General features: G+C 50.6%; 22 protein-coding genes and 2 pseudogenes. 19 read left to right on the forward strand and 5 right to left on the reverse strand.

Annotation, left to right across the window (positions count from 1 at the left end; all coding sequences use genetic code 11):
- Positions 1-10 precede the first annotated feature (10 nt).
- The 4 genes from EOE65_RS04485 to EOE65_RS04500 are packed head-to-tail and all read right to left on the reverse strand — an operon-like array spanning position 11 to position 3,338.
- Positions 11-724 carry an arginyltransferase gene (locus EOE65_RS04485; protein ID WP_127693085.1) on the reverse strand — a complete coding sequence of 238 codons (714 nt, stop codon included), beginning with the start codon at positions 722-724 and terminating at the stop codon, positions 11-13.
- Positions 717-1,472, reverse strand: a complete 756-nt coding sequence (aat, locus tag EOE65_RS04490) for a leucyl/phenylalanyl-tRNA--protein transferase (protein WP_338067668.1) — start codon at positions 1,470-1,472, stop codon at positions 717-719. Before aat ends, EOE65_RS04485 begins: the two co-directional genes overlap by 8 nt.
- Before the next feature lie 12 nt (positions 1,473-1,484).
- Positions 1,485-2,441, reverse strand: a complete 957-nt coding sequence (gene trxB, locus EOE65_RS04495) for a thioredoxin-disulfide reductase (protein WP_127693086.1) — start codon at positions 2,439-2,441, stop codon at positions 1,485-1,487.
- Between the two features lie 54 nt (positions 2,442-2,495).
- Positions 2,496-3,338 carry a CZB domain-containing protein gene (locus EOE65_RS04500; protein WP_127693087.1) on the reverse strand — a complete coding sequence of 281 codons (843 nt, stop codon included), beginning with the start codon at positions 3,336-3,338 and terminating at the stop codon, positions 2,496-2,498.
- A gap of 198 nt (positions 3,339-3,536) precedes the next feature.
- Here EOE65_RS04500 and EOE65_RS18295 point away from each other — a divergent pair.
- The 6 genes and pseudogenes from EOE65_RS18295 to serS all read left to right on the forward strand — a co-directional run.
- A pseudogene (locus tag EOE65_RS18295) lies at positions 3,537-4,037 on the forward strand (DNA translocase FtsK 4TM domain-containing protein); the annotation flags it as partial.
- A 567-nt stretch (positions 4,038-4,604) separates the two neighbouring features.
- A pseudogene (locus EOE65_RS18300) lies at positions 4,605-6,095 on the forward strand (DNA translocase FtsK); the annotation flags it as partial.
- A 1-nt stretch (position 6,096) separates the two neighbouring features.
- Positions 6,097-6,735 carry an outer membrane lipoprotein periplasmic chaperone LolA gene (gene lolA / locus EOE65_RS04510; protein WP_127693088.1) on the forward strand — a complete coding sequence of 213 codons (639 nt, stop codon included), beginning with the start codon at positions 6,097-6,099 and terminating at the stop codon, positions 6,733-6,735.
- A complete protein-coding gene (locus EOE65_RS04515) occupies positions 6,735-8,075 on the forward strand; it encodes a replication-associated recombination protein A (protein WP_127693089.1) in 1,341 nt (446 codons plus the stop codon). Before lolA ends, EOE65_RS04515 begins: the two co-directional genes overlap by 1 nt.
- Positions 8,076-8,088: 13 nt before the next feature.
- Positions 8,089-8,460: a fluoride efflux transporter CrcB gene (gene crcB, locus EOE65_RS04520; RefSeq protein ID WP_127693090.1), complete on the forward strand. Its 372-nt coding sequence runs from the start codon at positions 8,089-8,091 to the stop codon at positions 8,458-8,460.
- Between the two features lie 20 nt (positions 8,461-8,480).
- A complete protein-coding gene (serS, locus tag EOE65_RS04525) occupies positions 8,481-9,755 on the forward strand; it encodes a serine--tRNA ligase (protein ID WP_127693091.1) in 1,275 nt (424 codons plus the stop codon).
- Positions 9,756-10,565: 810 nt separating this feature from the next.
- On the opposite strand, the gene EOE65_RS04530 is transcribed toward serS, so the two are convergent.
- Positions 10,566-10,775, reverse strand: a complete 210-nt coding sequence (locus tag EOE65_RS04530; RefSeq protein ID WP_127693092.1) for a cold-shock protein — start codon at positions 10,773-10,775, stop codon at positions 10,566-10,568.
- Between the two features lie 307 nt (positions 10,776-11,082).
- Between EOE65_RS04530 and EOE65_RS04535 the strand changes: the two genes are divergently transcribed.
- The 13 genes from EOE65_RS04535 to EOE65_RS04595 all read left to right on the forward strand — a co-directional run bounded on the left by EOE65_RS04535 (position 11,083) and on the right by EOE65_RS04595 (position 22,302).
- On the forward strand, positions 11,083-12,234 hold the full coding sequence (locus EOE65_RS04535) for an MFS transporter (RefSeq protein ID WP_240656916.1): 1,152 nt from the start codon (positions 11,083-11,085) through the stop codon (positions 12,232-12,234).
- 101 nt (positions 12,235-12,335) lie between these two features.
- Positions 12,336-12,602 (forward strand): DUF6489 family protein, encoded by a 267-nt coding sequence (locus EOE65_RS04540; RefSeq protein WP_127693094.1) that lies wholly within the window; start codon positions 12,336-12,338, stop codon positions 12,600-12,602.
- A 30-nt stretch (positions 12,603-12,632) separates the two neighbouring features.
- Complete coding sequence (gene phaR, locus EOE65_RS04545; protein WP_240656906.1) at positions 12,633-13,127, forward strand: polyhydroxyalkanoate synthesis repressor PhaR; 495 nt, start codon at positions 12,633-12,635, stop codon at positions 13,125-13,127.
- Between the two features lie 150 nt (positions 13,128-13,277).
- Positions 13,278-13,568 (forward strand): cupin domain-containing protein, encoded by a 291-nt coding sequence (locus EOE65_RS04550; RefSeq protein ID WP_127693095.1) that lies wholly within the window; start codon positions 13,278-13,280, stop codon positions 13,566-13,568.
- A 153-nt stretch (positions 13,569-13,721) separates the two neighbouring features.
- Positions 13,722-16,028, forward strand: a complete 2,307-nt coding sequence (gene hypF, locus EOE65_RS04555; RefSeq protein WP_127693096.1) for a carbamoyltransferase HypF — start codon at positions 13,722-13,724, stop codon at positions 16,026-16,028.
- A gap of 240 nt (positions 16,029-16,268) precedes the next feature.
- Positions 16,269-17,345: a hydrogenase small subunit gene (locus EOE65_RS04560; protein WP_127693097.1), complete on the forward strand. Its 1,077-nt coding sequence runs from the start codon at positions 16,269-16,271 to the stop codon at positions 17,343-17,345.
- Positions 17,345-19,150: a nickel-dependent hydrogenase large subunit gene (locus tag EOE65_RS04565; RefSeq protein WP_127693098.1), complete on the forward strand. Its 1,806-nt coding sequence runs from the start codon at positions 17,345-17,347 to the stop codon at positions 19,148-19,150. The genes EOE65_RS04560 and EOE65_RS04565 overlap by 1 nt, the downstream gene beginning before the upstream one ends.
- Before the next feature lie 52 nt (positions 19,151-19,202).
- Positions 19,203-19,928, forward strand: a complete 726-nt coding sequence (gene cybH / locus EOE65_RS04570) for a Ni/Fe-hydrogenase, b-type cytochrome subunit (protein WP_127693099.1) — start codon at positions 19,203-19,205, stop codon at positions 19,926-19,928.
- Positions 19,929-19,989: 61 nt separating this feature from the next.
- The gene (locus EOE65_RS04575) at positions 19,990-20,289 is read left to right on the forward strand and encodes a HigA family addiction module antitoxin (RefSeq protein WP_206052605.1); all 300 of its coding nucleotides are present in this window, start codon (positions 19,990-19,992) and stop codon (positions 20,287-20,289) included.
- A gap of 68 nt (positions 20,290-20,357) precedes the next feature.
- A complete protein-coding gene (locus tag EOE65_RS04580; RefSeq protein WP_127693100.1) occupies positions 20,358-20,675 on the forward strand; it encodes a DUF2489 domain-containing protein in 318 nt (105 codons plus the stop codon).
- A gap of 219 nt (positions 20,676-20,894) precedes the next feature.
- A complete protein-coding gene (locus EOE65_RS04585; RefSeq protein ID WP_127693101.1) occupies positions 20,895-21,515 on the forward strand; it encodes a HyaD/HybD family hydrogenase maturation endopeptidase in 621 nt (206 codons plus the stop codon).
- A gap of 1 nt (position 21,516) precedes the next feature.
- Positions 21,517-21,819 carry a HypC/HybG/HupF family hydrogenase formation chaperone gene (locus EOE65_RS04590; RefSeq protein WP_127693102.1) on the forward strand — a complete coding sequence of 101 codons (303 nt, stop codon included), beginning with the start codon at positions 21,517-21,519 and terminating at the stop codon, positions 21,817-21,819.
- A gap of 33 nt (positions 21,820-21,852) precedes the next feature.
- The gene (locus tag EOE65_RS04595) at positions 21,853-22,302 is read left to right on the forward strand and encodes a thioredoxin domain-containing protein (RefSeq protein ID WP_127693103.1); all 450 of its coding nucleotides are present in this window, start codon (positions 21,853-21,855) and stop codon (positions 22,300-22,302) included.
- The last annotated feature ends 10 nt before the right edge of the window (positions 22,303-22,312 follow it).

Consider the following 22,312-nt stretch of genomic DNA (forward strand, 5'->3'; position numbering starts at 1 on the left):
GTAGCTTTTTCTATCGAATGAGGATCCAGCGGCCGTCGATAAGAAATTCTAGTGGGCGGTAATTCACTTTGTAACTCATCTTTCGACAAGCCTGCACCCAGTAACCTAAATAGAGATAGGGAAGTTGGCGAGACTCGCAAGCTTGTAGCTGCCAAAGTATGGCATAGCTGCCAAGGCTGCGTTTGTTCAGTGCCTCTGATGGGTCATAAAAGGTATAGGTGGCAGACAGACCTTGCTGTAAAACATCCACCACCGCGACAGCGATTAATTGATCCTCAAGGTAGAACTCTACGAACTCACTTGTCTGGTTGCTTTCAACAAGAAAACCAACGAACTGCTCTTCAGAGGGAGGGAACATATCGCCATCATGATGGCGTTCGTTGATATAGCGCTGGTAGAGTTTGAAGAGCTCGTCCGAATAATAAGGGGCTTTAATTTCAATTCGCAAATCTTTGTTTTTATTTATTATTCTTCTGTGTGACTTGCTCGGTTTGAAGTGGGTTAAAGGTATCCGGACAGAGATACATGCTTGGCAGTGATCGCAATGAGGACGGTAGATATGCTTGCCGCTGCGCCGAAAGCCAAGGTCTGAGAGTTGGCTATATGCGCTGTCAGAAACATCGGACTGAGGGTCAACAAATAGGGTTTTTGCTTTGTAGCCCTCGATATAACTGCAGTCATGCTCAGGGGTTGCAAAAAAATGGAGCTCTTTTAGGTCAGTCATCGGTCTGAATCAATTGCTCGTTGCTGAGTTCAAACTGCCATTCGTGGCCGGGATCCTCATCTATATTCAGCTTAATATATTCGAGGAATTCTGCACGTGATATTTCGCTTGCCCCTAGAGAGTTTAAGTGATCATTCTGCACTTGGCAGTCAATTAGCGCGTACCGCCAGTGCTCTAGTTGCTTTGCGAGCGCGATGTAAGCAACTTTTGATGTATTTACCTCAAGGCTAAACATCGACTCACCAAAAAAGAGTTTGCCTATCGCTAAACCGTATAAGCCGCCAACTAGCGTACCGTCCCGCCACACCTCCAGTGAGTGGGCAATACCTTGCTGATGTAGCGCGGTATAGGCGTGCTTCATTTCGTCGGTAATCCACGTGTTGCCCACACGGTCTCGCGAGCTACTGCAAAGCTCTATGACCTCACTAAACGCCTGATCAAAAGTGATGCGGTAGTGCTGCTTACGTATCGCTTTGCGCATGCTGCGGGATATATGAATATCTCTTGGTTTTAACACGCAACGGGGGTTAGGTGACCACCACAGAATAGGGTCTTCGTCGCTAAACCACGGAAAGATGCCATGACGATAAGCTGATATCAGCCGCTCAATAGAAAGATCGCCACCTGCGGCAAGTAGGCCGTCAGGTTCATCTAAGGCTTCATGCGGGCTGGGGAAGCGGTTGTTGTGCGGGGAGAGCCAAGGAATCATAACAAAAACGGTTGGATTGGCTGTGAGCAGGGCGCTCACAGCCAACTCTGTTTACTTCGCTAAATCGTCGAGGTAGCGCTCTGCGTCTAAGGCCGCCATACAGCCAAAACCTGCTGATGTAATCGCTTGACGATAGATGTGGTCGCATACGTCGCCGGCTGCGAAAATGCCCGGCACGCTAGTTTGTGTTGCATTGCCTTCAAGGCCTGATTGAATCGTCAGATAGCCATCCTTCATATCCAGTTTTCCGGCGAAGATGTCTGTGTTCGGCTTGTGACCTATCGCAATAAATACGCCTGCAACATCCAGTTGTTGGGTGCTGCCATCTGTTGTGCTCTCTAGCTGCAGGCCTGTCACTCCACTGTCATCACCGAGCACTTCTTGTAGCTGGTGATTCCAAAGAATATTGATGTTGCCGTTCTCGGCGCGATCAAGCAGCTTGTCTTGCAGGATCTTTTCGGCACGCAGCGAATCGCGGCGGTGGATCAGGGTGACTTCTTCGGCAATGTTGGAAAGGTACAGAGCTTCCTCTACAGCGGTATTACCACCGCCGACAACAGCGACCTTTTGGCCACGATAGAAGAAACCATCGCACGTTGCGCATGCGCTTACGCCTTTTCCTTGGAAAGCCTCTTCTGATGGTAGACCAAGATATTGCGCTGATGCACCGGTACAGATAATTAACGCATCACAGCTGTAAGTGCCCATATCCCCTTTGAGTACGAAAGGGCGTTCAGCGACGCTTACGTCATTGATGTGATCGAAAATAACTTCAGTATCAAAACGCTCTGCATGAGCTTGCATGCGCTGCATCAGTTCAGGGCCTTGTACACCATCAACGTCACCGGGCCAGTTATCGACATCTGTTGTGGTTGTCAGCTGACCACCGGCTTGCATCCCGGTAATCACAACAGGTTTAAGGTTGGCGCGTGCAGCGTATACGGCAGCCGTGTAACCCGCTGGGCCAGAACCAAGAATAATAAGCTTGTGATGCTGAATGTCACTCATGAACTTTATGCCTTACCTATCTTAGAAAGTGTTTTTTAATAAGTGGGGGTTATATCATGAATTGCAAGTCTCTTCAGGTGTTATTTTATTGACCTGATTGTAGAGCTTATTTACACAGAGCATCATATAACGGTCCCCATTCTTCTGACGTAGATAGCCGTTAATAGGTTCCTGCTTTAATGCCGTCGTTGCGCTCGTATCGAGATCAGAGAGGCGATAGTCGATAATATCGTCCACCTCATCAAGCACGATCGAGTACCAAGGTGTTGAGCCGTCTTGTGTTAGGTGCAGTAATACTGGGTGGATGTTCCGTAGCAATAAGTCTTGTGCGCTTTCGAGAATACGCAGCAGCTTGCGTAGGGTCGTACCTTTTTCGATCGATAGTATCCGCTGTGCGCGGGCCGTTTCGCCGTTGCTGCAAAGCTCAAGCAGTGTATCTGCCAGTGCATGAATCTCTTGGTGTGGCTTTTCTATCTTGTCTAGCAGCGCTTTTAAGTCTTGATTCTGCGTTTCGAACGCGTAATACCACTTACCAAATGCACACATCCGTGGGTCGCGAGGTAGCGTGAACTCCTCGCCTGACGTGATGGCGTGTTCAAGCGCAGCAACCCAGTCGATATGGGCTTGCTTGTAAGTGTCGATGGATGAGACCAGCTCGTTCTGCTCATCGCGATTACGGCGCCTGTTTAGAATAGCCGCTGAGTCGTAAACGTTGACCAGCACATCACGGTAATCGAGATAGCCAAGAAATCCCGTGTTGTTGTCTTCAACGGTTTGGATCTGATCGCATTCATCAGAGAAGGCCAGAATGTTGTTCACATCGACGCCGAAATGGCTGTTAGCGATAGTAAACGTCAGTACGCGGGAGCTGTCTTGGAACAGATTGGATAAGCTCATGTCTACAGGTCCATGAATTCGTTTGCTTAACTATGGCTCAAGGTATGAGACCCTTCAAGTAAAGTACGCGTAATCGGGTAAAATATGTTATTTTATACAGTTGTTATAAGTGCTTGAACTAAATAAGGATCTTGGGTGAAAAACAAGCTCTCGACCAGTCCATATAGTTTTTCTGAACTGGCTACACGTGCAGTAAAGGTGTTTTTCTTTGTTGTAGTAATAACCTTCTGCCTATATCTGTTTTTAGGAATGCTTGGCTATGACCCGAAAGACCCTGGATGGTCGCATTTGGGGTATCAGCCAAGTGTCGCGAACTGGATGGGCCTATCGGGTGCCTATCTTGCCGATTTCTCCTTCTCCATGCTGGGTATCTCTGCGTGGCTATTGCCGCCTGTTATCCTGCATCCTGTTAGTCGTTTTGCATTGCGCCGCCGCGAAAGCTTGCTGGATGGTTTACCCTTTGTGGCACTGCGCACTATCGGTGTGTTGGTACTCGCGATAGGCGTGGCAGGGTTGGCGTCTCTGCACCTATCGAACCAAGCGCTCGCCTATCCGTTTACGTCGGGAGGAATGATTGGGCAAGCGTTATCTGACTGGATGGTCGAGTGGTTCAGTCTGCTGGGTAGCACCGTTTTGTTGCTGGCAGCATTGCTGATTGGTGCAACTTTTTATATGGAGATCTCGTGGGGGGCATTACTTGAATCCATAGGCGATTTTGTACTTAAGCAACAAGCACGTATCGCGGCGATCGGTGAGGGTATTGTATCTAAAGCTGAAAATGTTAAGCCCTCTACGCAGGCGGCTTCGCATAAACGCGCTGAGCCCGCGCGCGAGCCAGAGTTTGGAGCTGTATCAGCCCAAGAAAATATCGACTTTACAACAGGTGAGATTACCTCCGTGAGCCCAGTGGCTAAGCCGAACGCACCACAAGGCCGGGCTGCGACGATGCCCGTTGTAGAGCCCCCGGTTGTTAATGAGCGTGTTCGTGAGAAAGCGCCAGTGAGCACTACTATTGATAACCTCTCGGCACGCCGCGATGATGATGTCGCACCAGCACCAGCACCAGCACCAGCACCAGCACCAGCACCAGCACCAGCACCAGCACCAGCACCAGCACCAGCACCAGCACCAGCACCAGCAGGGCAGGGAGCTGCGGCCAAAAAAGAGCTGAAGATCGTGCCGCTGGCCGAGACGCATCGCCCTATCAAAAACGATGATTCGGACGTGAGTAAGCCAGAGAAGCGTCCTGTGCGCTCACTGAATCCGATTCCATCGTTTGACCTGCTCGACCCGCCTGAGCTGAAAACAGATCAGGGTTACAGTGACGAGCAGTTGGAAGATATGTCGCGCTTGCTCGAAAGTAAGCTTAAGGACTTTGGCGTCACGGTTGATGTGGTAGAGGTTAACCCTGGCCCTGTGATCACGCGCTTCGAGATTCAGCCTGCGCCAGGTGTGAAGGCCAGCAAAATTACGAATCTGGCTAAGGACCTTGCTCGGTCGTTGGCAGTTTCGAGTGTGCGTGTGGTGGAAGTTATTCCGGGTAAATCAGTGATGGGGGTCGAGATACCCAATGAGCACCGGGAAACCGTTCGCTTAAGCGAGGTTTTGAACTCGAAGCCGTATAAAGAGGCAGCATCACGGCTAACGCTGGGGCTAGGTAACGATATCGCCGGCAACCCAGTCGTGGCTAATTTGGCAAAAATGCCGCACTTGTTGGTGGCAGGTACCACTGGTTCTGGTAAGTCCGTGGGTGTGAATGCCATGCTGCTGAGCTTGCTCTACAAAGCGACGCCTGAAGAGGTGCGCTTAATGATGGTTGACCCGAAGATGCTCGAACTTTCCATCTACGAAGGTATTCCGCATCTTCTAACCCCAGTAATCACCGATATGAAAGAGGCCGCCGGTGGTCTGCGTTGGTGTGTTGGCGAGATGGAACGCCGCTACCGTCTGATGGCAAAGATGGGCGTGCGTAATATTGCTGGTTTCAATGACAAGGTGAAAGCCGCTGAGCAGCAAGGCCAACCGCTTAAAGATCCCCTATGGAAAGCGGAAGAGCACGGTGAGCCTGAAGGGACACCAGCGCCTGAGCTCGAAACATTGCCATATATCGTCGTTGTCATCGATGAGTTTGCCGACATGATGATGATTGTTGGTAAGAAAGTGGAGGAGCTAATCGCACGTATAGCCCAGAAAGCCCGTGCGGCCGGTATTCACCTGATCTTGGCGACTCAGCGCCCGTCTGTTGATGTCATCACTGGTTTGATCAAAGCGAACGTTCCGACGCGAATAGCGTTCCAAGTGTCATCCAAAATCGACTCGCGCACCATTCTGGACCAAGCGGGCGCAGAGCATTTGCTCGGTTGGGGTGACATGCTTTACCTACCTGTAGGCACCAGTGTGCCCAATCGCGTACACGGCGCATTTGTCAGCGATGATGAGGTACACCGTGTTGTTGAAGCTTGGAAAGCGGTTGGCTCGCCCGTTTATATCGACACCATGGTCGAAGAGGGCGGTGGTGATTCAGGTGGTAGTTCAGGTGGTTTGTTTGATGATGAACAAGATCCGTTGTACGACGAGGCCGTTGCATTTGTAACGGAAACACGCAAAGCCTCGATTTCAAGTGTGCAGCGTAAACTCAAAATTGGCTACAACCGTGCCGCACGTATGATTGAAGCGATGGAAGCGGCAGGCGTGGTTAGCTCGGCAGGAACAAACGGCCAGCGTGATGTGCTCGCGCCGCCACCAGTGAGAGATTGATATGAAGAGATTTAAGCAAGTAGTGATCAGTAGTGTTCTCGTTTGTATGCCGGTATTTGCGCTGGCAGCGGGAAAGGCGGCTGATCAGTTGGATAAGCTTCTCGGTGATTACAGCCATTTCTCGGCCGAGTTTGAGCAAGTCACGCGCTCGAACGACAATCTTGCAGTTGCTGTTTCGCAAGGCGAGGTTAGTGTTTCGCGCCCTGGTAAGTTTCGATGGATAACAAGCACGCCGTATCCGCAAACGATCGTCAGTGACGGTACCTATGTTTGGATCTATGACCCCGATTTAGAGCAGGCAACGCGCAAACCATTTTCGGTAGCGGGTAATAACGGCGCCGCACACATACTTAACGGTGATGTTGCCGCCCTCGCGAAAGAGTACGATATTTCGCTGATTCTCAATAACGATAGCGAGCAGCTTTTTCAACTGCTGCCACGTTCGGATGAGGGGAATTTTCAGAGTATTCGTTTGTTCTTTGTTGATGGTGTGATGTCTGAGCTGCTGCTGATCGACCTGTTAGGCCAGAAAACGACTGTGATGTTCAACAACGTCGAGGTCAACGCAACCCTGAGTGAGGCGCTATTTCAGTTTGCAGCGCCAGAGGGTGTTGATGTCATCATTAGTGATACGCCTTAATGCAAGACCTTTTCGATAGCACACCACAGCATTATCGACCGCTAGCGGACCGAATGCGGCCAGCCTCGTTGGCCGATTACGCTGGCCAGTCACACCTGCTTGGCCACGATAAACCGCTGCGACGTGCTGTTGAGCAAGGTATTTTGCACTCGATGATTTTCTGGGGGCCGCCGGGCGTTGGCAAAACAACCTTGGCGAAGATGCTGGCAACGAGTTGCGATGCGCACTTTGTGACGATTTCGGCGGTGATGTCGGGTGTTAAAGAGATTCGCGCAGCAGTTGATGAGGCCAAGCATGTTGCTCAGATGCGGGGCGTTAGCACCGTTCTATTTGTTGATGAAGTACACCGCTTTAATAAATCACAGCAAGATGCCTTTTTACCCTATATCGAAGACGGCACCTTTATCTTTGTTGGCGCTACAACCGAAAATCCCTCGTTTGAGCTGAATAATGCGCTGCTATCTAGGGCGCGCGTCTATCTGCTAAAGAGTCTTTCAGTGGATGAGCTGTTAGCGGTTTTGGTGAGAGCAATTGAAGATAGCGAGAGAGGGTTGGGGCAGCGCCATCTCACGTTTGCTGAGGGCGTTTTAAGTAAGCTCGCTCAGGCAGCTGATGGTGACGCGCGCAGAGCGCTGAATTTGCTCGAAATCGCGGTTGATATGGCACAGCCACAAGAGGGTGGTGAGTATATAGGCGCAGAGAGTGTCGCAGAGGTACTGGCCCAATCAGCTCGGCGCTTTGATAAAGGCGGAGATCTTTACTTTGATATGATCTCTGCGTTTCATAAGTCGGTGCGTGGCTCATCTCCTGATGGTGCGCTCTACTGGTATTGTCGTATGCTGCAAGGTGGTGCAGACCCGCTCTACGTTGCAAGGCGTCTTGTCGCTATCGCCTCAGAAGATATCGGGAATGCGGATCCGCGGGCTATGCAAGTGGTTCTAGCAGCATGGGACGCGTTTGAACGAGTTGGTGCGGCTGAAGGCGAGCGTGCAATCGCACAAGCGGCGATCTATTGTGCTTGCGCACCCAAGAGTAATGCGGTTTATCAAGCGTTTAACCAGTGTAAACAGGATGTGGCCGATGACCCCGATTATGAAGTGCCGGTGCATCTTCGTAATGCGCCGACTTCGCTCATGAAAGATCTTGGGTATGGCGCCGAGTATCGCTATGCTCATAATGAACCTAACGCTTACGCCGCAGGCGAGGTCTATCTGCCTGAGGCGCTCAAAGAGCGCCGCTATTATCAGCCGACAGCGCGCGGCCTTGAGAGCAAAATCAGCGCGAAACTTGAGCAACTGGAACTATTTGACAGCCAAAGCCCGATCAAACGATACCAATAGAAGCGAGAGACGTATGCAAACTGTTATCGCCGTCGCCACCGGAGGTGCGCTGGGTGCATTAGGAAGATATTGGATAGCAGGCCTTTTTAATAGCACCCATGACCGCCTGCCTGTCGGGACGCTGATATGTAATGTCCTTGGCTCCTTTATCATGGGGGTGCTTTTTGTGCTCATCATGGAGAAAGTCAAGCTGGCTCCAGAGCTTCGTCCTCTGCTGATGGTGGGTTTTTTAGGCGCCTTCACAACCTTTTCCTCATTTGCGCTTGAAACTGCGGCGCTATTTGAGAAGGGACATATCATGTCAGCGTTAATCTATGTATTATTTAGCGTCTTATTATCGATCTCTGCTTTGATGGCAGGTATCTGGATCACCCGCCTGATTTAATTAAGGTTATTTGAAATCTCATGTTAGATACGAAAATTGTACGGGCTAACCCGGAAGCAGTTGCACAGCAGCTGGAGAAAAAGCACTTTGCGTTCCCTGTTGAGCGTTTCAACGAGTTAGAAGCTAAACGCCGTGAAGTGCAGGTAGAGACAGAAAACCTGCAAAATGAACGGAATACTCGTTCGAAAATGATCGGTAAGGCAAAGGCTTCGGGTGAAGATATCCAGCCACTACTGGCCGAAGTTGCATCACTGGGCGATAAACTCGATGCGGCTAAGCAGCAGTTGAATGAAATTTCAGCAGAACTTGACGACATGCTGCTGGGTGTGCCGAATATCCCGGACGAGTCGGTACCTTTTGGGGAAGACGAAGATGACAACGTGGAAGTGCGCCAATGGGGCACGCCACGTAGCTTCGATTTTGAGCCGCAGGATCATGTTGCGCTTGGCGAACAGCACGGCGAGCTGGATTTTGAAACTGCAGCAAAGCTTACAGGCTCACGTTTTGCGGTTATGACCGGTAAAATTGCGCGCCTGCACCGTGCACTTATTCAATTTATGCTCGACGTACAGACTACTGAGCATGGCTACACCGAAGCTTACGTACCTTACATGGTGAATGAAGACAGCCTGAAAGGCACAGGGCAGCTGCCAAAGTTTGGCGAAGATCTGTTTAAAGTTCCTTTTGGTGATCGTCAATACTACTTGATCCCAACGGCTGAAGTGCCGGTGACGAACATTGTTCGCGACGAGATCGTCGATGCCGCAAAACTACCTCTGAAGTTTACCGCGCACACGCCATGTTTCCGCTCAGAAGCGGGTGCATCGGGTAAAGATACACGCGGTATGATTCGTCAGCATCAGTTTGAGAAAGTTGAAATGGTGCAGGTGGTTGAAGCCTCTCAGTCGTGGGCTGCACTTGAGGAGATGACAGGTCATGCAGAAGCTATTTTGCAGAAGCTAAACCTGCCATATCGTGTTGTGGTGCTGTGTGGCGGTGACTTAGGTTTCAGCTCGGCAAAAACTTATGACATCGAAGTGTGGCTACCAGGCCAAGATAAGTACCGTGAGATATCATCAATCTCTAACATGACGGACTTCCAGGCGCGCCGTTTGAAAGCGCGTGCACGTAATCCTGAAACAGGTAAGCCTGAGCTGCTGCACACACTGAACGGTTCCGGTTTGGCGATTGGTCGTACACTGGTAGCGGTATTGGAGAACTATCAGCAAGCAGATGGCCGCATCGAGGTGCCAGAAGCGCTTCAGCCTTATATGGGCGGCGTGACTGAGATCTAAGCAATACTTTTACGTTAAAAAGCGCAGTTTTTACTGCGCTTTTTTGTTTCTGTAATGTGTAGTCTTGTAGTGCGCTGGTCAATCAGGGCGGCGCTGTCTATTTAGATTGCAACGAAAGCTGGCATTTCTGTCGGGAGGCTCAAGCAATATCTCCCCGTGTTTACGTGAATGCAACAGGCGCTCCTTCGTGCGTATTCGGCGTGGGCCAAAGCCGTTGTGAATCGTTATACGTACCGATGTATCCCCAAGATACTTAGCTTGCTTCAAGCTAGGTGGTTTTGGGCGGGATCAACGAAAAACCAGCAAGCGCTATTCTAGTTTCTTAATGCTGTCTGGAGGCCTAAGAGTTTCGCGCGGTATTCTGGTTGCGGGTTAGCGTGAAAGTTGGCCTTTAAGCTGAAAGGGATGTGAAACACTTAGATACATCACTTGAATAGCTTCTATCAAGATAGCACTGCATCTCCGAGGTCGATAGTAAACCTGTTAAGCGCTTCCATGTTTGGCGCTTATTGTTGGAGCTTGCGTCGTAAGGTTCGTAGCATATCCAGCGCTCATGGTTGTTTGCGCTATGGCGGGATACGCAGATATGTTCATTGATGTTTTGTAGCATTGATTATGACTCCGTTGCTGATAATAACTGCTTCCTTGAAATAAATAGTGAAGAGCAAATCGGGTGGTTTTAACCCAGTACGAAAGGTAACACTAGTTGCATGCCTCTACCGAAGGGCAGAGTAAGGGAAGGTTTGGAGAGGTTTTACAGAGAGCGCAGATTTTCCGCGCTCGCTAGTCTATATCGCTTCTAAATAAAGCTTATAGTGGGCGGATGTTTTCCGCTTGTGGTCCTTTTTGGCCTTGAGTCACCGTGAACTCAACTGGCTGACCTTCTTGAAGGCTCTTGAAGCCTTCGCCTGCAATTGCGCTGAAATGCGCAAATACGTCAGGGCCTGATTGTTGCTCGATAAAGCCAAAGCCTTTCTCGTCGTTAAACCATTTTACGGTGCCAGTTGTTGTATTAGACATAATAATTTTCCTATTTTCGGAAACAGTTGGGCCGCCCTGTAAGAGTGGGCAGATGAATGCAGGAGTTTTAACTTTTACTTACGAAAACAGGACGAGTGATTCAGAAGAAGCGCCGAAATGAAAAGCATAAATAACTGAGAAAAGCATCTAGCGAGACAGCACCCTATAGTGATTAGGAGGTTAGGTCAAGCAGTTTCTTGCGCTTTTGCGGGGATTTATCGTCGCCGAGGCGTCGGTTTTGCATGCCTGCCCGCATGATATGGCTTAAACTGGGCGGCTTTAATCTGTTACGAATCGCAGGTACATGATGGAGCGCGTGCCGTATATTAGGCTCTCTGGTTTCTACTTTTTCTATTTCGCGCTGTTAGGGGCGTTGGTTCCCTATTGGTCGCTGTATCTACAGTCGCTCTCATTCGATGCAGCAACAATTGGCCTTGTGATGGCAACGCTGCATATTTCGCGTATTTTTGCGCCGGCGCTATGGGGGTGGGTGGCCGATCGAAGTGGCGAGCGGATGCGTATTATTCGCCTAGGCGCCGCAGCAACCTTCGTTATCTATTTGCTGATTTTTTGGCAGCAGAGTGCGGTGGGGATCGCATTAGTTATGCTGGGATATTCGTTTTTTTGGAATGCTGTGCTTCCTCAATTCGAGGTGGTCACATTAGGGCACCTTAAAGAGCAGAAACACCGTTACAGCCAAGTCCGGCTGTGGGGCTCGATTGGATTTATTCTGGCAGTGGGTGGTATTGGCGTGGTGCTAGAGTATATCGATATCATCTGGCTGCCCGCGATCTTATTGTCTTTGATCGGACTGATTTGGCTAACCTCACTTGCTGTTCCCGAGCCGGAGCGGCCCGAGCAGCTCACGCAAGCGCCGGTGTCTTTGCTATTACTGCTGCGCAAACCTCATATTGTTGCTTTTTTTGCTATCACGTTCTTTGTGCAGTTTTCACACGGGCCTTACTACACCTTCTACAGTGTGCTCTTAGAAGATGTTGGCTACAGTAAAACTGCGATTGGTTTGATGTGGTCGATTGGAGTTGTTGCAGAAGTTGCGGTCTTTGCCGTGATGCATCGACTTATAGATCGCTTTGGGCTGCGCCAAATTATGCTGATGAGTCTTGTGCTTTGTGTATTGCGGTGGGGGATCATTGGCGCGAGTCCAGAATCGCTGATGCTGCTCGTTATCGCACAATGTATGCATGCGGCCACATTCGGCTGCTTACACGCAGTTGGGATTGCGCTCGTAAATATTTATTTCACCGGTAACACGAAAGGGCGAGGGCAGGCGCTGTTCTCAAGTATTGGCTTTGGTTTGGGTGGTACAGCGGGGGCTTTGTGTGCAGGTTTTTTGTGGGAAGCCGGTGGGGTTGAGCTGACTTTCTATGCTGCATCTGCGGCTGCTTTATGTGGCTTAGTGCTTGCATTTGTCTGGATATGGCCGGAAAAAGCGCAGTAAGATACGTAATCGTGAGGCTATTTTATTTTTTGCACTGCCGTACACGAGGCGATATAGTGTAAGGAAAACGCAAGCTTTTAATTGGTCAGAGAGGTCCCGTTATGAACTTCCGAATCGATGTCGATATGACACCCGAAGAGCTGCGCAAAGTCTTGGGTTTGCCCGATGTGGCAGCGCTACAGGATGAGATGATCAAGCAGATCCGTGACCAGATGGAAGCGGGGGTAGAGGGCTACGATCCGTTGACATTAATGAAGCCATACATCTCCAGCAGTGTGGGTTCGATGGAAACATTCCAAAAAATGCTAATGACAATGATGAGTGGCTATGGCGGCTCAACAGGCAGTAAAACCGATAAAAAAGATTAACTAGCGGTTGAAAGTAGAGAGAGAGTTACCTTGCGCATTTTAAGAAAATATACCAACCGTCGTCTTTACGACACCTCCCGCAGTTGCTACGTCACGTTAGAAGACGTTAAGCAGTTGGTACTCAGTGGTGAAGCATTTCAGGTACTAGACTCCAAAACAGGTAACGACCTGACGCGTAACATTCTATTGCAGATCATCAGTGAACAAGAAGCTGATGGTCATGGCACGTTGCTCACGAATCAAGTTCTGCAGCAGTTGATCCGCTTTTATGGTGACAGTATGCAGGGGATGATGAGCCAATACCTAGAGCAGAGCATCGCAGCCTTCCTAGAGCATCAAGACCGCATTCGTGACCAGATGCAAACGATGATGGGCGTAGCGAACCCGCTCACCATGATGAATAAGTTTGCTGATCAGAATATGGCGGTTTGGAGCATGTTCCAGCCGGGTGCGCATCCAGAAGGCGGTATGCCTCATGAAGAGGTGCCGCCAACTGAGCAGCCTACCGAAGAAGAGAAGAAGTAATATAAGAGCCCCTCGTTTGGGGCTTTTTTATGGCGGCTCGGTTTTAGGTGCTCGTCAATTAACGTTTGCGTAAAGAAAAGCATACTTAACGCTGTTTGCAAGATTGCTAATATGAAGCTCTATTGATTTTAATAAGAGTTGAGGTGATGTATGGCAGATAAGCGGCCCCAAGCGGTGGGCACTAAGCAGCTAGAAAACGAGCGCTTTATCGTAACAGAGTGGCGCTTTCCGCCCGGTGGTGAGACTGGCTGGCACCGCCATGAACACGATTATGTTGTTGTGCCTCAGACCGACGGTAACTTAGAGATTGAAACCGCTGAAGGCGGCTTTGTTGCACCGTTAAAAACCGGCCAGTCCTATGCGCGTTCTATTGGTGTTGAGCATAACGTTATCAATGCCAACGACTACGAATTTGTCTTCATTGAAGTGGAAACAAAGTAATACTGTTAATACGTATCATGTATTTAAAATATTATTTGGCATAGCTCAACATCGAGCTGTGCCCTTATCTCAAGCAATGACCTCCCTGCTGAATTTCTCCTCTTTGCATTAATTATATTAAGCTTGCGGCAAATCGTTTAGCTAGAGAGCCCCATGTCGCACCTTCAGTATTTTCGTCTTCGCATCAGTGGTTTGGTCCAAGGTGTGGGCTTTCGGCCCTTTGTCTGGCGAGTCGCTCAACAGCTAAAAATCGCTGGAGAGGTTGGTAATGATGCGCAGGGTGTGTTTATCAATGCCTACTGTACTCGAGCTACGTTGGATCAGTTTATCGATGAGCTAAAGCGGGAGCAGCCACCGCTCGCACACATTGAAAGCGTTGCCATCGAGGCGCTTCACGAGGCGATGGAGCCGCCCATAAACTTTCACATCACTGAGTCAAAAAAAGGCGTGGTAAAACCGGGTTGTGTGCCTGATGCTGCCACCTGTGACGCGTGCTTAGAAGAGCTGTTTGACAGCGCTAACCGGCGGTTTCGCTACCCCTTTATCAACTGCACGCATTGCGGACCACGCATCAGTATTCTTCGCGAGATTCCCTACGATCGGGCCAGTACATCGATGTCGGTGTTTGAGCAGTGTTCTAACTGCTTAACAGAGTACCAAGAGCCGACCAACCGGCGCTTCCATGCACAACCTAACGCTTGTGTCGAGTGTGGGCCGCGTATGTGGGTTGAAAAAAGCGGCGGTGAAGAGATCGTAACCGACGATCTATTTGCGTTTATCTCATCCCAACTGCGTGATGGGAAGGTCGTCGCTCTAAAAGGACTGGGGGGATTTCATCTGGTGTGCGACGCCACCCATCAAGATGCACTTACGAGCTTGCGCCAACGTAAAAACCGGCCTGCCAAACCCTTTGCGCTGATGGTGCGGGATACCGATATTGCTGCACGCTATGTATCGCTTGAGCCTGAAGCCGAAGCCTTGCTTAAATCGCCTGCGGCGCCGGTCGTGCTGTTGCAATCAAAAGGTGAGCCACTCCCTGAAGCGATTGCCCCTGGTCAAAACCAACTGGGCCTTATGTTGCCATACACGCCTCAGCACCACTTGCTATTAAGCGCTTTTGAGACCCCGCTGGTGATGACAAGTGGCAATCACTCGGGAGCACCACAAGCGATTAAAAATGATGTTGCGCGCGCTACGCTATCTGAGATTGCAGACTTTTTTGTTATGCATGATCGAGAGATCGTTAACCGGATGGATGATTCAGTGCTGCGTTACCACAATGGCCGTGCATTCGCGATACGGTTAGCGCGGGGCTACGCGCCATTTCGGGTTTCTATGCCAGAGGGTTTTGCTGAGGCGCCAGACCTAATTGCCCTTGGTGCAGAACTTAAATCCACACTGTGCTTCATTCAGCAAGACCAAGCGATATTGTCGCAACACTTAGGTGATCTTGAAGATGCGGCGACGTTCGATGCGTACGAGCACACCCATGATCTCTACCGCAACCTTTACCAGCACCCAAGTCAGCGCTATGTCATCGATCTTCACCCGCAATACCTCTCGACTCAGTTTGGAGAGTCCAAAGCGGATAGGGCGGAGCTTACTCATGTTCAGCACCATCATGCCCATATGGCAGCCTGTATGGCGGAAGCGGGTATTGCTCGTACCCGACGCGATATCCTCGGGCTCTGTTTTGACGGTACCGGCTTTGGGGTGGATGAAACCTTATGGGGGGCGGAAGCCTTGTACGGTGGATATGCGAGTGTGTCACGGGTAGGCACCTTGGTGTCTTTTCCGTTGGTAGGCGGTGTGCAGGCGATTCGCGAGCCGTGGCGGGCGCTGGTAGGTCAGCTTCACAGTGCGGGCCTGCTGGCGCAGTTTAAAACGCTTCCTTGCTTTGAAGATAAGCCGCTCCGCGTGCTGGAGCATATGATCAGTAAACAGCTCAATACACCGCTAACCAGCTCAGCAGGGCGCCTGTTTGATGCAGTGGCGGCGGCGCTTGGATGTAGCGCTGATCGCATTAGTTATGAGGGGCAGGCCGCCATCGAGTTAGAAGCGTTTGCGCAAAGAGCGACCGCGGATTCTGCACCACGATACTCATTTGCGCTCAGTGAGCAGGATGGGCTTTATCAATTATCGACAAAACCTATGTGGGAAGCGCTATTGCAAGACCTCTGCAGCCAGCGCTACACCGCAGAGCAGATTGCGTTGGGCTTCCATGACAGCTTTGCTGATGCGTGGGTAGAGCTTGTTGAGCAGGTCGCCGCGCGAAACCCCATTGGCGCGGTTGCTTTGAGTGGGGGCGTGATGCAAAACCGTGTGCTTGCTGACAGGCTCTCTGCCCAGTTACAGCGCAAAGGTTTTAGTGTTTTAGAGCATCAAACGCTACCTGCAAATGATGCGGGTGTATCGGTTGGCCAAGCGTTCGTTGCAGCTGCCCAATACTTGGAAAACTGAGTGGAAACTGGCTTTGCGCTTTTGGTGAAACTGGAATACTAGTTTACGCTTTTGTATCAAAGTTGATTTTAGAATTAAATTTAACTTATTGAAAAATAACAAATTATTTTTTGGCTTGCTTCTTGCTAATACAGTGTCTGATACCTACAACAAAAATAGACACTGTGTTGAGAGCGGCCGGTAGTACCGAGTTTTGATCTGAACACAGTTGCTCAGTGGCAAGAGATAACGGAGAGCAGAATGTCTCAGATTGAAACCTTTTATGACGTGATGCGGCGTCAAGGGATTACCAGACGTAGTTTCCTCAAATATTGCAGTTTGACCGCGGCGGCTTTGGGGCTTGGCCCGGCGTTTGCGCCTAAAATCGCCCACGCGATGGAGAATAAAGAGCGCACGCCTGTACTGTGGTTACATGGGCTGGAGTGTACCTGTTGCTCCGAGTCTTTTATTCGTTCTGCTCACCCGCTCGTTAAAGATGTCGTACTGTCGATGATCTCTCTTGATTACGACGATACCTTGATGGCATCTGCTGGGCATCAAGCTGAAGCGATCCTCGAAGAGACCATTCAGAAATACAAAGGTAAGTATATTCTTGCCGTTGAGGGCAACCCACCGCTTAACGAAGATGGCATGTTTTGTATTGTCGGCGGTAAGCCTTTTCTCGATCAGCTAAAACACGCCGCTAAAGATGCGGCAGCGATCATCGCTTGGGGCTCATGTGCATCGTGGGGCTGTGTGCAAGCGGCGCGTCCTAACCCAACGCAAGCGGTACCTATCCATAAAGTGATCACGGATAAGCCTATCATCAAGGTGCCTGGTTGCCCGCCAATCGCTGAGGTGATGACCGGTGTTATTACCTACATGCTGACCTTTGGCACGCTTCCAGAGCTTGACCGCCAAGGCCGCCCGAAGATGTTCTACAGCCAGCGTATTCACGATAAATGCTACCGCCGTCCGCACTTTGATGCGGGCCAATTTGTAGAGCAGTGGGACGATGAAGGTGCCCGCAAAGGTTATTGCTTGTACAAAGTTGGCTGTAAAGGCCCAACAACCTACAACGCTTGCTCCACGGTGCGCTGGAATGAGGGGACATCATTCCCTATTCAAGCAGGTCACGGCTGTATCGGCTGCTCAGAAGATGGCTTCTGGGACAAAGGATCTTTCTATGACCGCCTCACCGATATCCATCAGTTTGGTATTGAGAAAAATGCAGATGAGATCGGCACCGCTGTTGCCGGTGGTGTCGGTGCAGCGATTGCGGCTCACGCGGCTGTTAGTGCAATTAAGCGGGCTCAGCACAAAGGAGATCAAGAGTAATGACCGAGCTAAATGCAAACCAACTAGATAACAGCGGCCGTCGTATCGTTGTTGACCCTGTTACTCGTATTGAGGGGCATATGCGTTGCGAGGTCAATGTGGATGAGAACAATATCATCCGCAATGCTGTCTCGACTGGCACGATGTGGCGCGGCCTCGAAGTGATTCTTAAGGGGCGTGACCCACGCGATGCTTGGGCGTTTGTTGAGCGTATCTGTGGCGTGTGCACAGGCACTCACGCACTAACGTCGGTCCGAGCGGTTGAGGATGCACTTGATATTCAGATTCCGCTGAATGCGCATCTTATTCGCCATATGATGGATAAAACGCTGCAGATCCATGACCATATCGTTCACTTCTATCACCTCCATGCGCTGGATTGGGTCAACCCGGTTAATGCGCTCAAAGCGGATCCGGTGGAGACATCTGAACTACAAAAAATGGTCTCGCCACACCACCCAAAATCGAGCCCTGGCTACTTCAAAGATGTTCAAACGCGCTTGAAGAAGTTTGTTGAGTCTGGCCAGTTGGGTCTGTTCGCTAACGGCTACTGGGATAACCCCGCCTATAAAATGCCCCCAGCGGCGGATTTGATGGCGGTAGCGCACTACTTGGAAGCACTGGATTTCCAAAAAGAGATTGTCAAAATCCATGCGATCTTCGGAGGTAAGAACCCGCACCCGAACTATATGGTGGGCGGTATGCCGTGTGCGATCAATCTTGACGATACGGGAGCATCAGGTGCGCCGGTAAACATGGTAACGCTGAACTTTGTGCTAGAGCGTATCCGTGAAGCTCAGGCTTTCACTAAGAATGTTTATCTGCCAGATGTGATGGCCATTGCAAGTATCTACAAAGACTGGCTATACGGGGGTGGTTTGGCTGCTGAAAACCTCCTCTCTTATGGTACCTACACTCAAGTGCCTTACGATAAGTCCACCGATCTATTGCCCGCTGGTGCAATCATTGGGGGTAACTGGGACGAGATCCACCCAGTGGATGTGCGCGACCCAGAGCAGGTGCAAGAGTTTGTCGATCACTCTTGGTATCGCTATGAGGAGGGCAAAACCGGCCTGCACCCATGGGATGGTGAAACATCGCCAAGCTTTGAGCTGGGACCAAACACGGTCGGTACCAAAACCGATATCAAAGAGCTGGATGAATCCGCTAAATACAGCTGGATTAAAGCGCCACGCTGGCGTGGACATGCGATGGAAGTGGGGCCGTTGCCACGCTACATCATCGCGTATGCATCTGGGCGCGAATATGTAAAAGAGCAGGTTGATCGCTCATTGGCGAGCTTCAACCAAGCTACGGGTCATGAGCTGACCCTGAAGCAGTTCCTGCCCTCGACATTGGGCCGTACACTTGCCCGCGCACTCGAGTGTGAGCTTTGCGCTGACTCCATGTTGGATGATTGGCACCAGTTGGTGGGTAACATCAAAGCCGGTGATACCTCAACAGCGAACGTCGAAAAGTGGGATCCTGCGAACTGGCCGAAAGAAGCGAAAGGTGTGGGCATCAACGAAGCTCCACGTGGCGCACTGGGCCACTGGATCAAGATCAAAGATGGCAAGATCGAGAACTATCAGGCGGTGGTGCCAACCACGTGGAATGGTTCGCCTCGTGATAGCCAAGGCAACATCGGTGCCTTCGAAGCTTCGCTGCTCAATACGCCGATGGAGCGCCCTGATGAGCCGGTCGAGATTCTACGCACTTTGCACAGCTTCGATCCATGCCTTGCGTGCTCAACACACGTCATGTCTGAGGATGGCCAAGAGCTAACCAAAGTGAAAATTCGCTAACCCGTTGGGCGCGCGTTAAAGGCGTGCGCCTCGCTATTCAGAGGATATCGTTATGCATGATTCTGCAGAGCAAACAACGGCAGAGCACGATAAGCCGATTACGCGCCGGCAAACGGCAGTGTATGTGTATGAAGCACCGGTTCGCTTGTGGCATTGGGTGACCGTACTTTCGGTGATCACGCTAGGCATTACCGGCTACTTTATCGGGGTGCCGCTGCCCACCATGCCGGGCGAAGCTATAGATAACTACCTGATGGGCTACATTCGCTTTGCGCACTTTACCGCTGGGTATATCGTTGCAATCGCGTTTATTGGCCGCATCTATTGGGCGCTGGTGGGCAATAGCCATGCCCGTGAGCTATTTTGTCCGCCCCTGTTTCGCAAGCGCTTTTGGCAAGAAGTTGGCCACGAGCTACGTTGGTACTTCTTCCTTGAGAAAACACCAAAGAAATATATCGGCCATAACCCTTTGGCGCAGTTGGCGATGTTCTTCTTCTTTGTGTTAGGTATGACCTTTATGATCATTACTGGCTTTGCGCTCTATGGCGAAGGGTTAGGACAGGGGAGTTGGGCAGATATCGCGTTTGGTTGGGTGATTCCGCTCTTCGGCCAAAGCCAAGACGTGCATACATGGCACCGGTTAGGCATGTGGTTCTTGGTTGTCTTTGTGATGACCCACGTTTATGTGGCGATTCGCGAAGATATTATGTCGCGCCAATCGTTAATCTCGACGATGGTTGGTGGCTGGCGAATGTTTAAAGACGATCGCCCCGACTGATCGGTATAGCGAGAAGAGCCTGATATTCAGGCTCTTTTTATGAGTATCAAGGAGAGGCTTTGTGAACACACTCACGGCTGAGTTGAACCAACTACGCTGGCAACATCATGGCCGTAAACCCGAACATCCGGGGCTTTTCTTGCAGCGCTGCTACTTAGCGCCGCTGGGGATCTCCCAATCAGAACTCGCCCGTGACCTGCGCATCTCCCGCCGCCGCGTTAACGAGATTGTCAACGGCCAACGCGCAATCAGCGCGCAAACCGCACTACTGCTGGCACAGCGTTTTCACACCACGCCAATGTTCTGGCTTGAAAAGCAGCAACTATGGGAGTTGTATATGGCGTCACATGGTGTACGCTAAAATTCCCCCTAGCCTTACACAAAAATTAACGTTACCGTCGGCGTTTTCTTTTAAGCGAAGTGATATTGATGTCTAAACAGCCCGCCACTGAGCAGATCGCAGAAACCGCCCAGCAGATGTTAGAGGGTTCCTTGCACTACCTTGTGGGTGCCTATCGGATAGCGATGCTACGAGAGGAGGTGGGTGCTTACGCGAATGACCCGGAGTTTATGCCGTTTGTCGCGATTCTCTCAGAAATCGATAGCCTTAATTTATCACTCGCCCCCACACAGTGGTCGCACACCTTTATTGCAGCGCATAGAGAGCAGCTTGATGAGTCCGTTGAATGGGCGAAGGCGATTTCACTGCACCAGTGCCAATCTTTAGCGGTGCGCTTTGCATCGTAGCGTGCTGCACTTTTAGGGGTGGTAACTTTGTTTTCAGTAAAAACGGATTAAATGAAAGAAGTCTTTCCGTTTTTGCGCTGATATCTTTTCTCGATTCTACCTGTCTTTTTGCTGTAACCCTTGTGGTTACAGCGTTTTTGCATCGTCCCTTTCGATTGGCACGTTATTTGTAACGCTAGGTGTTACAGCAACGGTTGGTTGTAACGGAAGGGTAAAGCGATGAGTGAAAAACGCGTTCTTATTTTGGGTATCGGTAACGTGCTATGGGCCGACGAAGGCTTTGGTGTGCGTTGTGTGGAGACCCTGAATCAACGCTACCGTTTTGGCGAGAACGTCAAACTCATGGATGGTGGCACACAAGGTATCTACTTAGTTCAGCATGTGCAGCAAGCGGATGTACTCGTGGTGTTTGATGCGATCGACTATGGCCTTAAACCCGGAACACTGAAAGTGGTTCACGATGATGATGTCCCCAAGTTTATGGGAGCAAAACAGATGAGCCTGCACCAGACCGGCTTCCAAGAGGTGTTGGCGATGTCCGAATTCACGGGTAGCTACCCCAGCAAGCTGATCTTGATCGGTTGTCAGCCGGTAGAGCTAGAGGATTTTGGTGGCAGCCTGCGCGATATCGTCAAGGCGCAAGTGGACCCCGCGCTACAAATTGCACTCGATTACCTTGCTGACTTTGATGTTGCGCCGCTCTCTGCCAACGAAGCGCCAGAGGCGCTATCGCCCTCGGAACTGGCTTTAAAGATCTATGAAGAGGGCCGCCCATCTGAGGAAGACGCTTGTCGCTTAGGTGATGTGCGCTTCATGACCACACAAGAGGGTAACAGCTAGTATGTGCATTGGCATTCCTATGCAGATTCAAGCGGTTGATGAGCTCTCTGCACATTGCACAGCAGATGCTACCGAGCAGCAAGTTGATCTATCACTGGTGGGCACACAGCCTGTGGGTACTTGGGTGCTGGTGTTTCTTGGCGCAGCGCGCGAAGTGATTAGCGCTGATCGTGCGCAGCAAGTGACGCAAGCGCTCGATGCAATGCAACAAGTTGCCCAAGGTAACACCGATGGATTAGATGCACTCTTTGCGGACCTAACCAATAGAGAGCCAATGCTCCCCGAGCATCTGCGCAAAAAATAGAATAATTTCGAGCGGACACAACAGGTAGACGCCATGACCCAACACACCGAACCGAAACGTTTTCCGCTCATCGAGCGGCTAACCGATGAGCTAGGCTATGCCAAACTCACAGCCGACAACTTTAAGGCATTTGTTACGAGCAACGAATACAGTGTGCTCTTTTTCACAGAGTCGCCGCAACGCTTTCCAGAGAGCAACGATGTTGCAGTCATTCTACCGGAACTTATCAAGGCCTTTCCCCAGTTAACACCTGCGGTGATTGATGCGAGCGCCGAAAAAGCCCTGCAGGGGCGTTACAACTTCCATGTTTGGCCTGCATTAGTGCTGCTCAAAGACGGGCGCTACCTAGGTGCCATCACCAAAGTACAGGACTGGGCGGTCTACCATGCCGAGATCAACCGAATTCTCGCACTTGAACCGAGCCGTGACCCCGGTTTAGGTATCCCCGTGATGAGTCAAGCGCCTACCAGCGGCTGCAGTTAACCAAGGAGTT

The organism is Neptunomonas marina, assembly GCF_004005935.1.
Taxonomy (GTDB): Bacteria; Pseudomonadota; Gammaproteobacteria; order Pseudomonadales; family Balneatricaceae; genus Neptunomonas; species Neptunomonas marina.

Coding starts and splice junctions, on each gene's coding strand:
- EOE65_RS04485 (WP_127693085.1), bottom strand. CDS start 724: ATGACTGACCTAAAAGAGCTCCATTTTTTTGCAACCCCTGAGCATGAC.
- trxB (WP_127693086.1), bottom strand. CDS start 2,441: ATGAGTGACATTCAGCATCACAAGCTTATTATTCTTGGTTCTGGCCCA.
- EOE65_RS04500 (WP_127693087.1), bottom strand. CDS start 3,338: ATGAGCTTATCCAATCTGTTCCAAGACAGCTCCCGCGTACTGACGTTT.
- lolA (WP_127693088.1), top strand. CDS start 6,097: ATGAAGAGATTTAAGCAAGTAGTGATCAGTAGTGTTCTCGTTTGTATG.
- EOE65_RS04515 (WP_127693089.1), top strand. CDS start 6,735: ATGCAAGACCTTTTCGATAGCACACCACAGCATTATCGACCGCTAGCG.
- crcB (WP_127693090.1), top strand. CDS start 8,089: ATGCAAACTGTTATCGCCGTCGCCACCGGAGGTGCGCTGGGTGCATTA.
- serS (WP_127693091.1), top strand. CDS start 8,481: ATGTTAGATACGAAAATTGTACGGGCTAACCCGGAAGCAGTTGCACAG.
- EOE65_RS04530 (WP_127693092.1), bottom strand. CDS start 10,775: ATGTCTAATACAACAACTGGCACCGTAAAATGGTTTAACGACGAGAAA.
- EOE65_RS04535 (WP_240656916.1), top strand. CDS start 11,083: ATGGAGCGCGTGCCGTATATTAGGCTCTCTGGTTTCTACTTTTTCTAT.
- EOE65_RS04540 (WP_127693094.1), top strand. CDS start 12,336: ATGAACTTCCGAATCGATGTCGATATGACACCCGAAGAGCTGCGCAAA.
- EOE65_RS04550 (WP_127693095.1), top strand. CDS start 13,278: ATGGCAGATAAGCGGCCCCAAGCGGTGGGCACTAAGCAGCTAGAAAAC.
- hypF (WP_127693096.1), top strand. CDS start 13,722: ATGTCGCACCTTCAGTATTTTCGTCTTCGCATCAGTGGTTTGGTCCAA.
- EOE65_RS04560 (WP_127693097.1), top strand. CDS start 16,269: ATGTCTCAGATTGAAACCTTTTATGACGTGATGCGGCGTCAAGGGATT.
- EOE65_RS04565 (WP_127693098.1), top strand. CDS start 17,345: ATGACCGAGCTAAATGCAAACCAACTAGATAACAGCGGCCGTCGTATC.
- cybH (WP_127693099.1), top strand. CDS start 19,203: ATGCATGATTCTGCAGAGCAAACAACGGCAGAGCACGATAAGCCGATT.
- EOE65_RS04580 (WP_127693100.1), top strand. CDS start 20,358: ATGTCTAAACAGCCCGCCACTGAGCAGATCGCAGAAACCGCCCAGCAG.
- EOE65_RS04585 (WP_127693101.1), top strand. CDS start 20,895: ATGAGTGAAAAACGCGTTCTTATTTTGGGTATCGGTAACGTGCTATGG.
- EOE65_RS04590 (WP_127693102.1), top strand. CDS start 21,517: ATGTGCATTGGCATTCCTATGCAGATTCAAGCGGTTGATGAGCTCTCT.
- EOE65_RS04595 (WP_127693103.1), top strand. CDS start 21,853: ATGACCCAACACACCGAACCGAAACGTTTTCCGCTCATCGAGCGGCTA.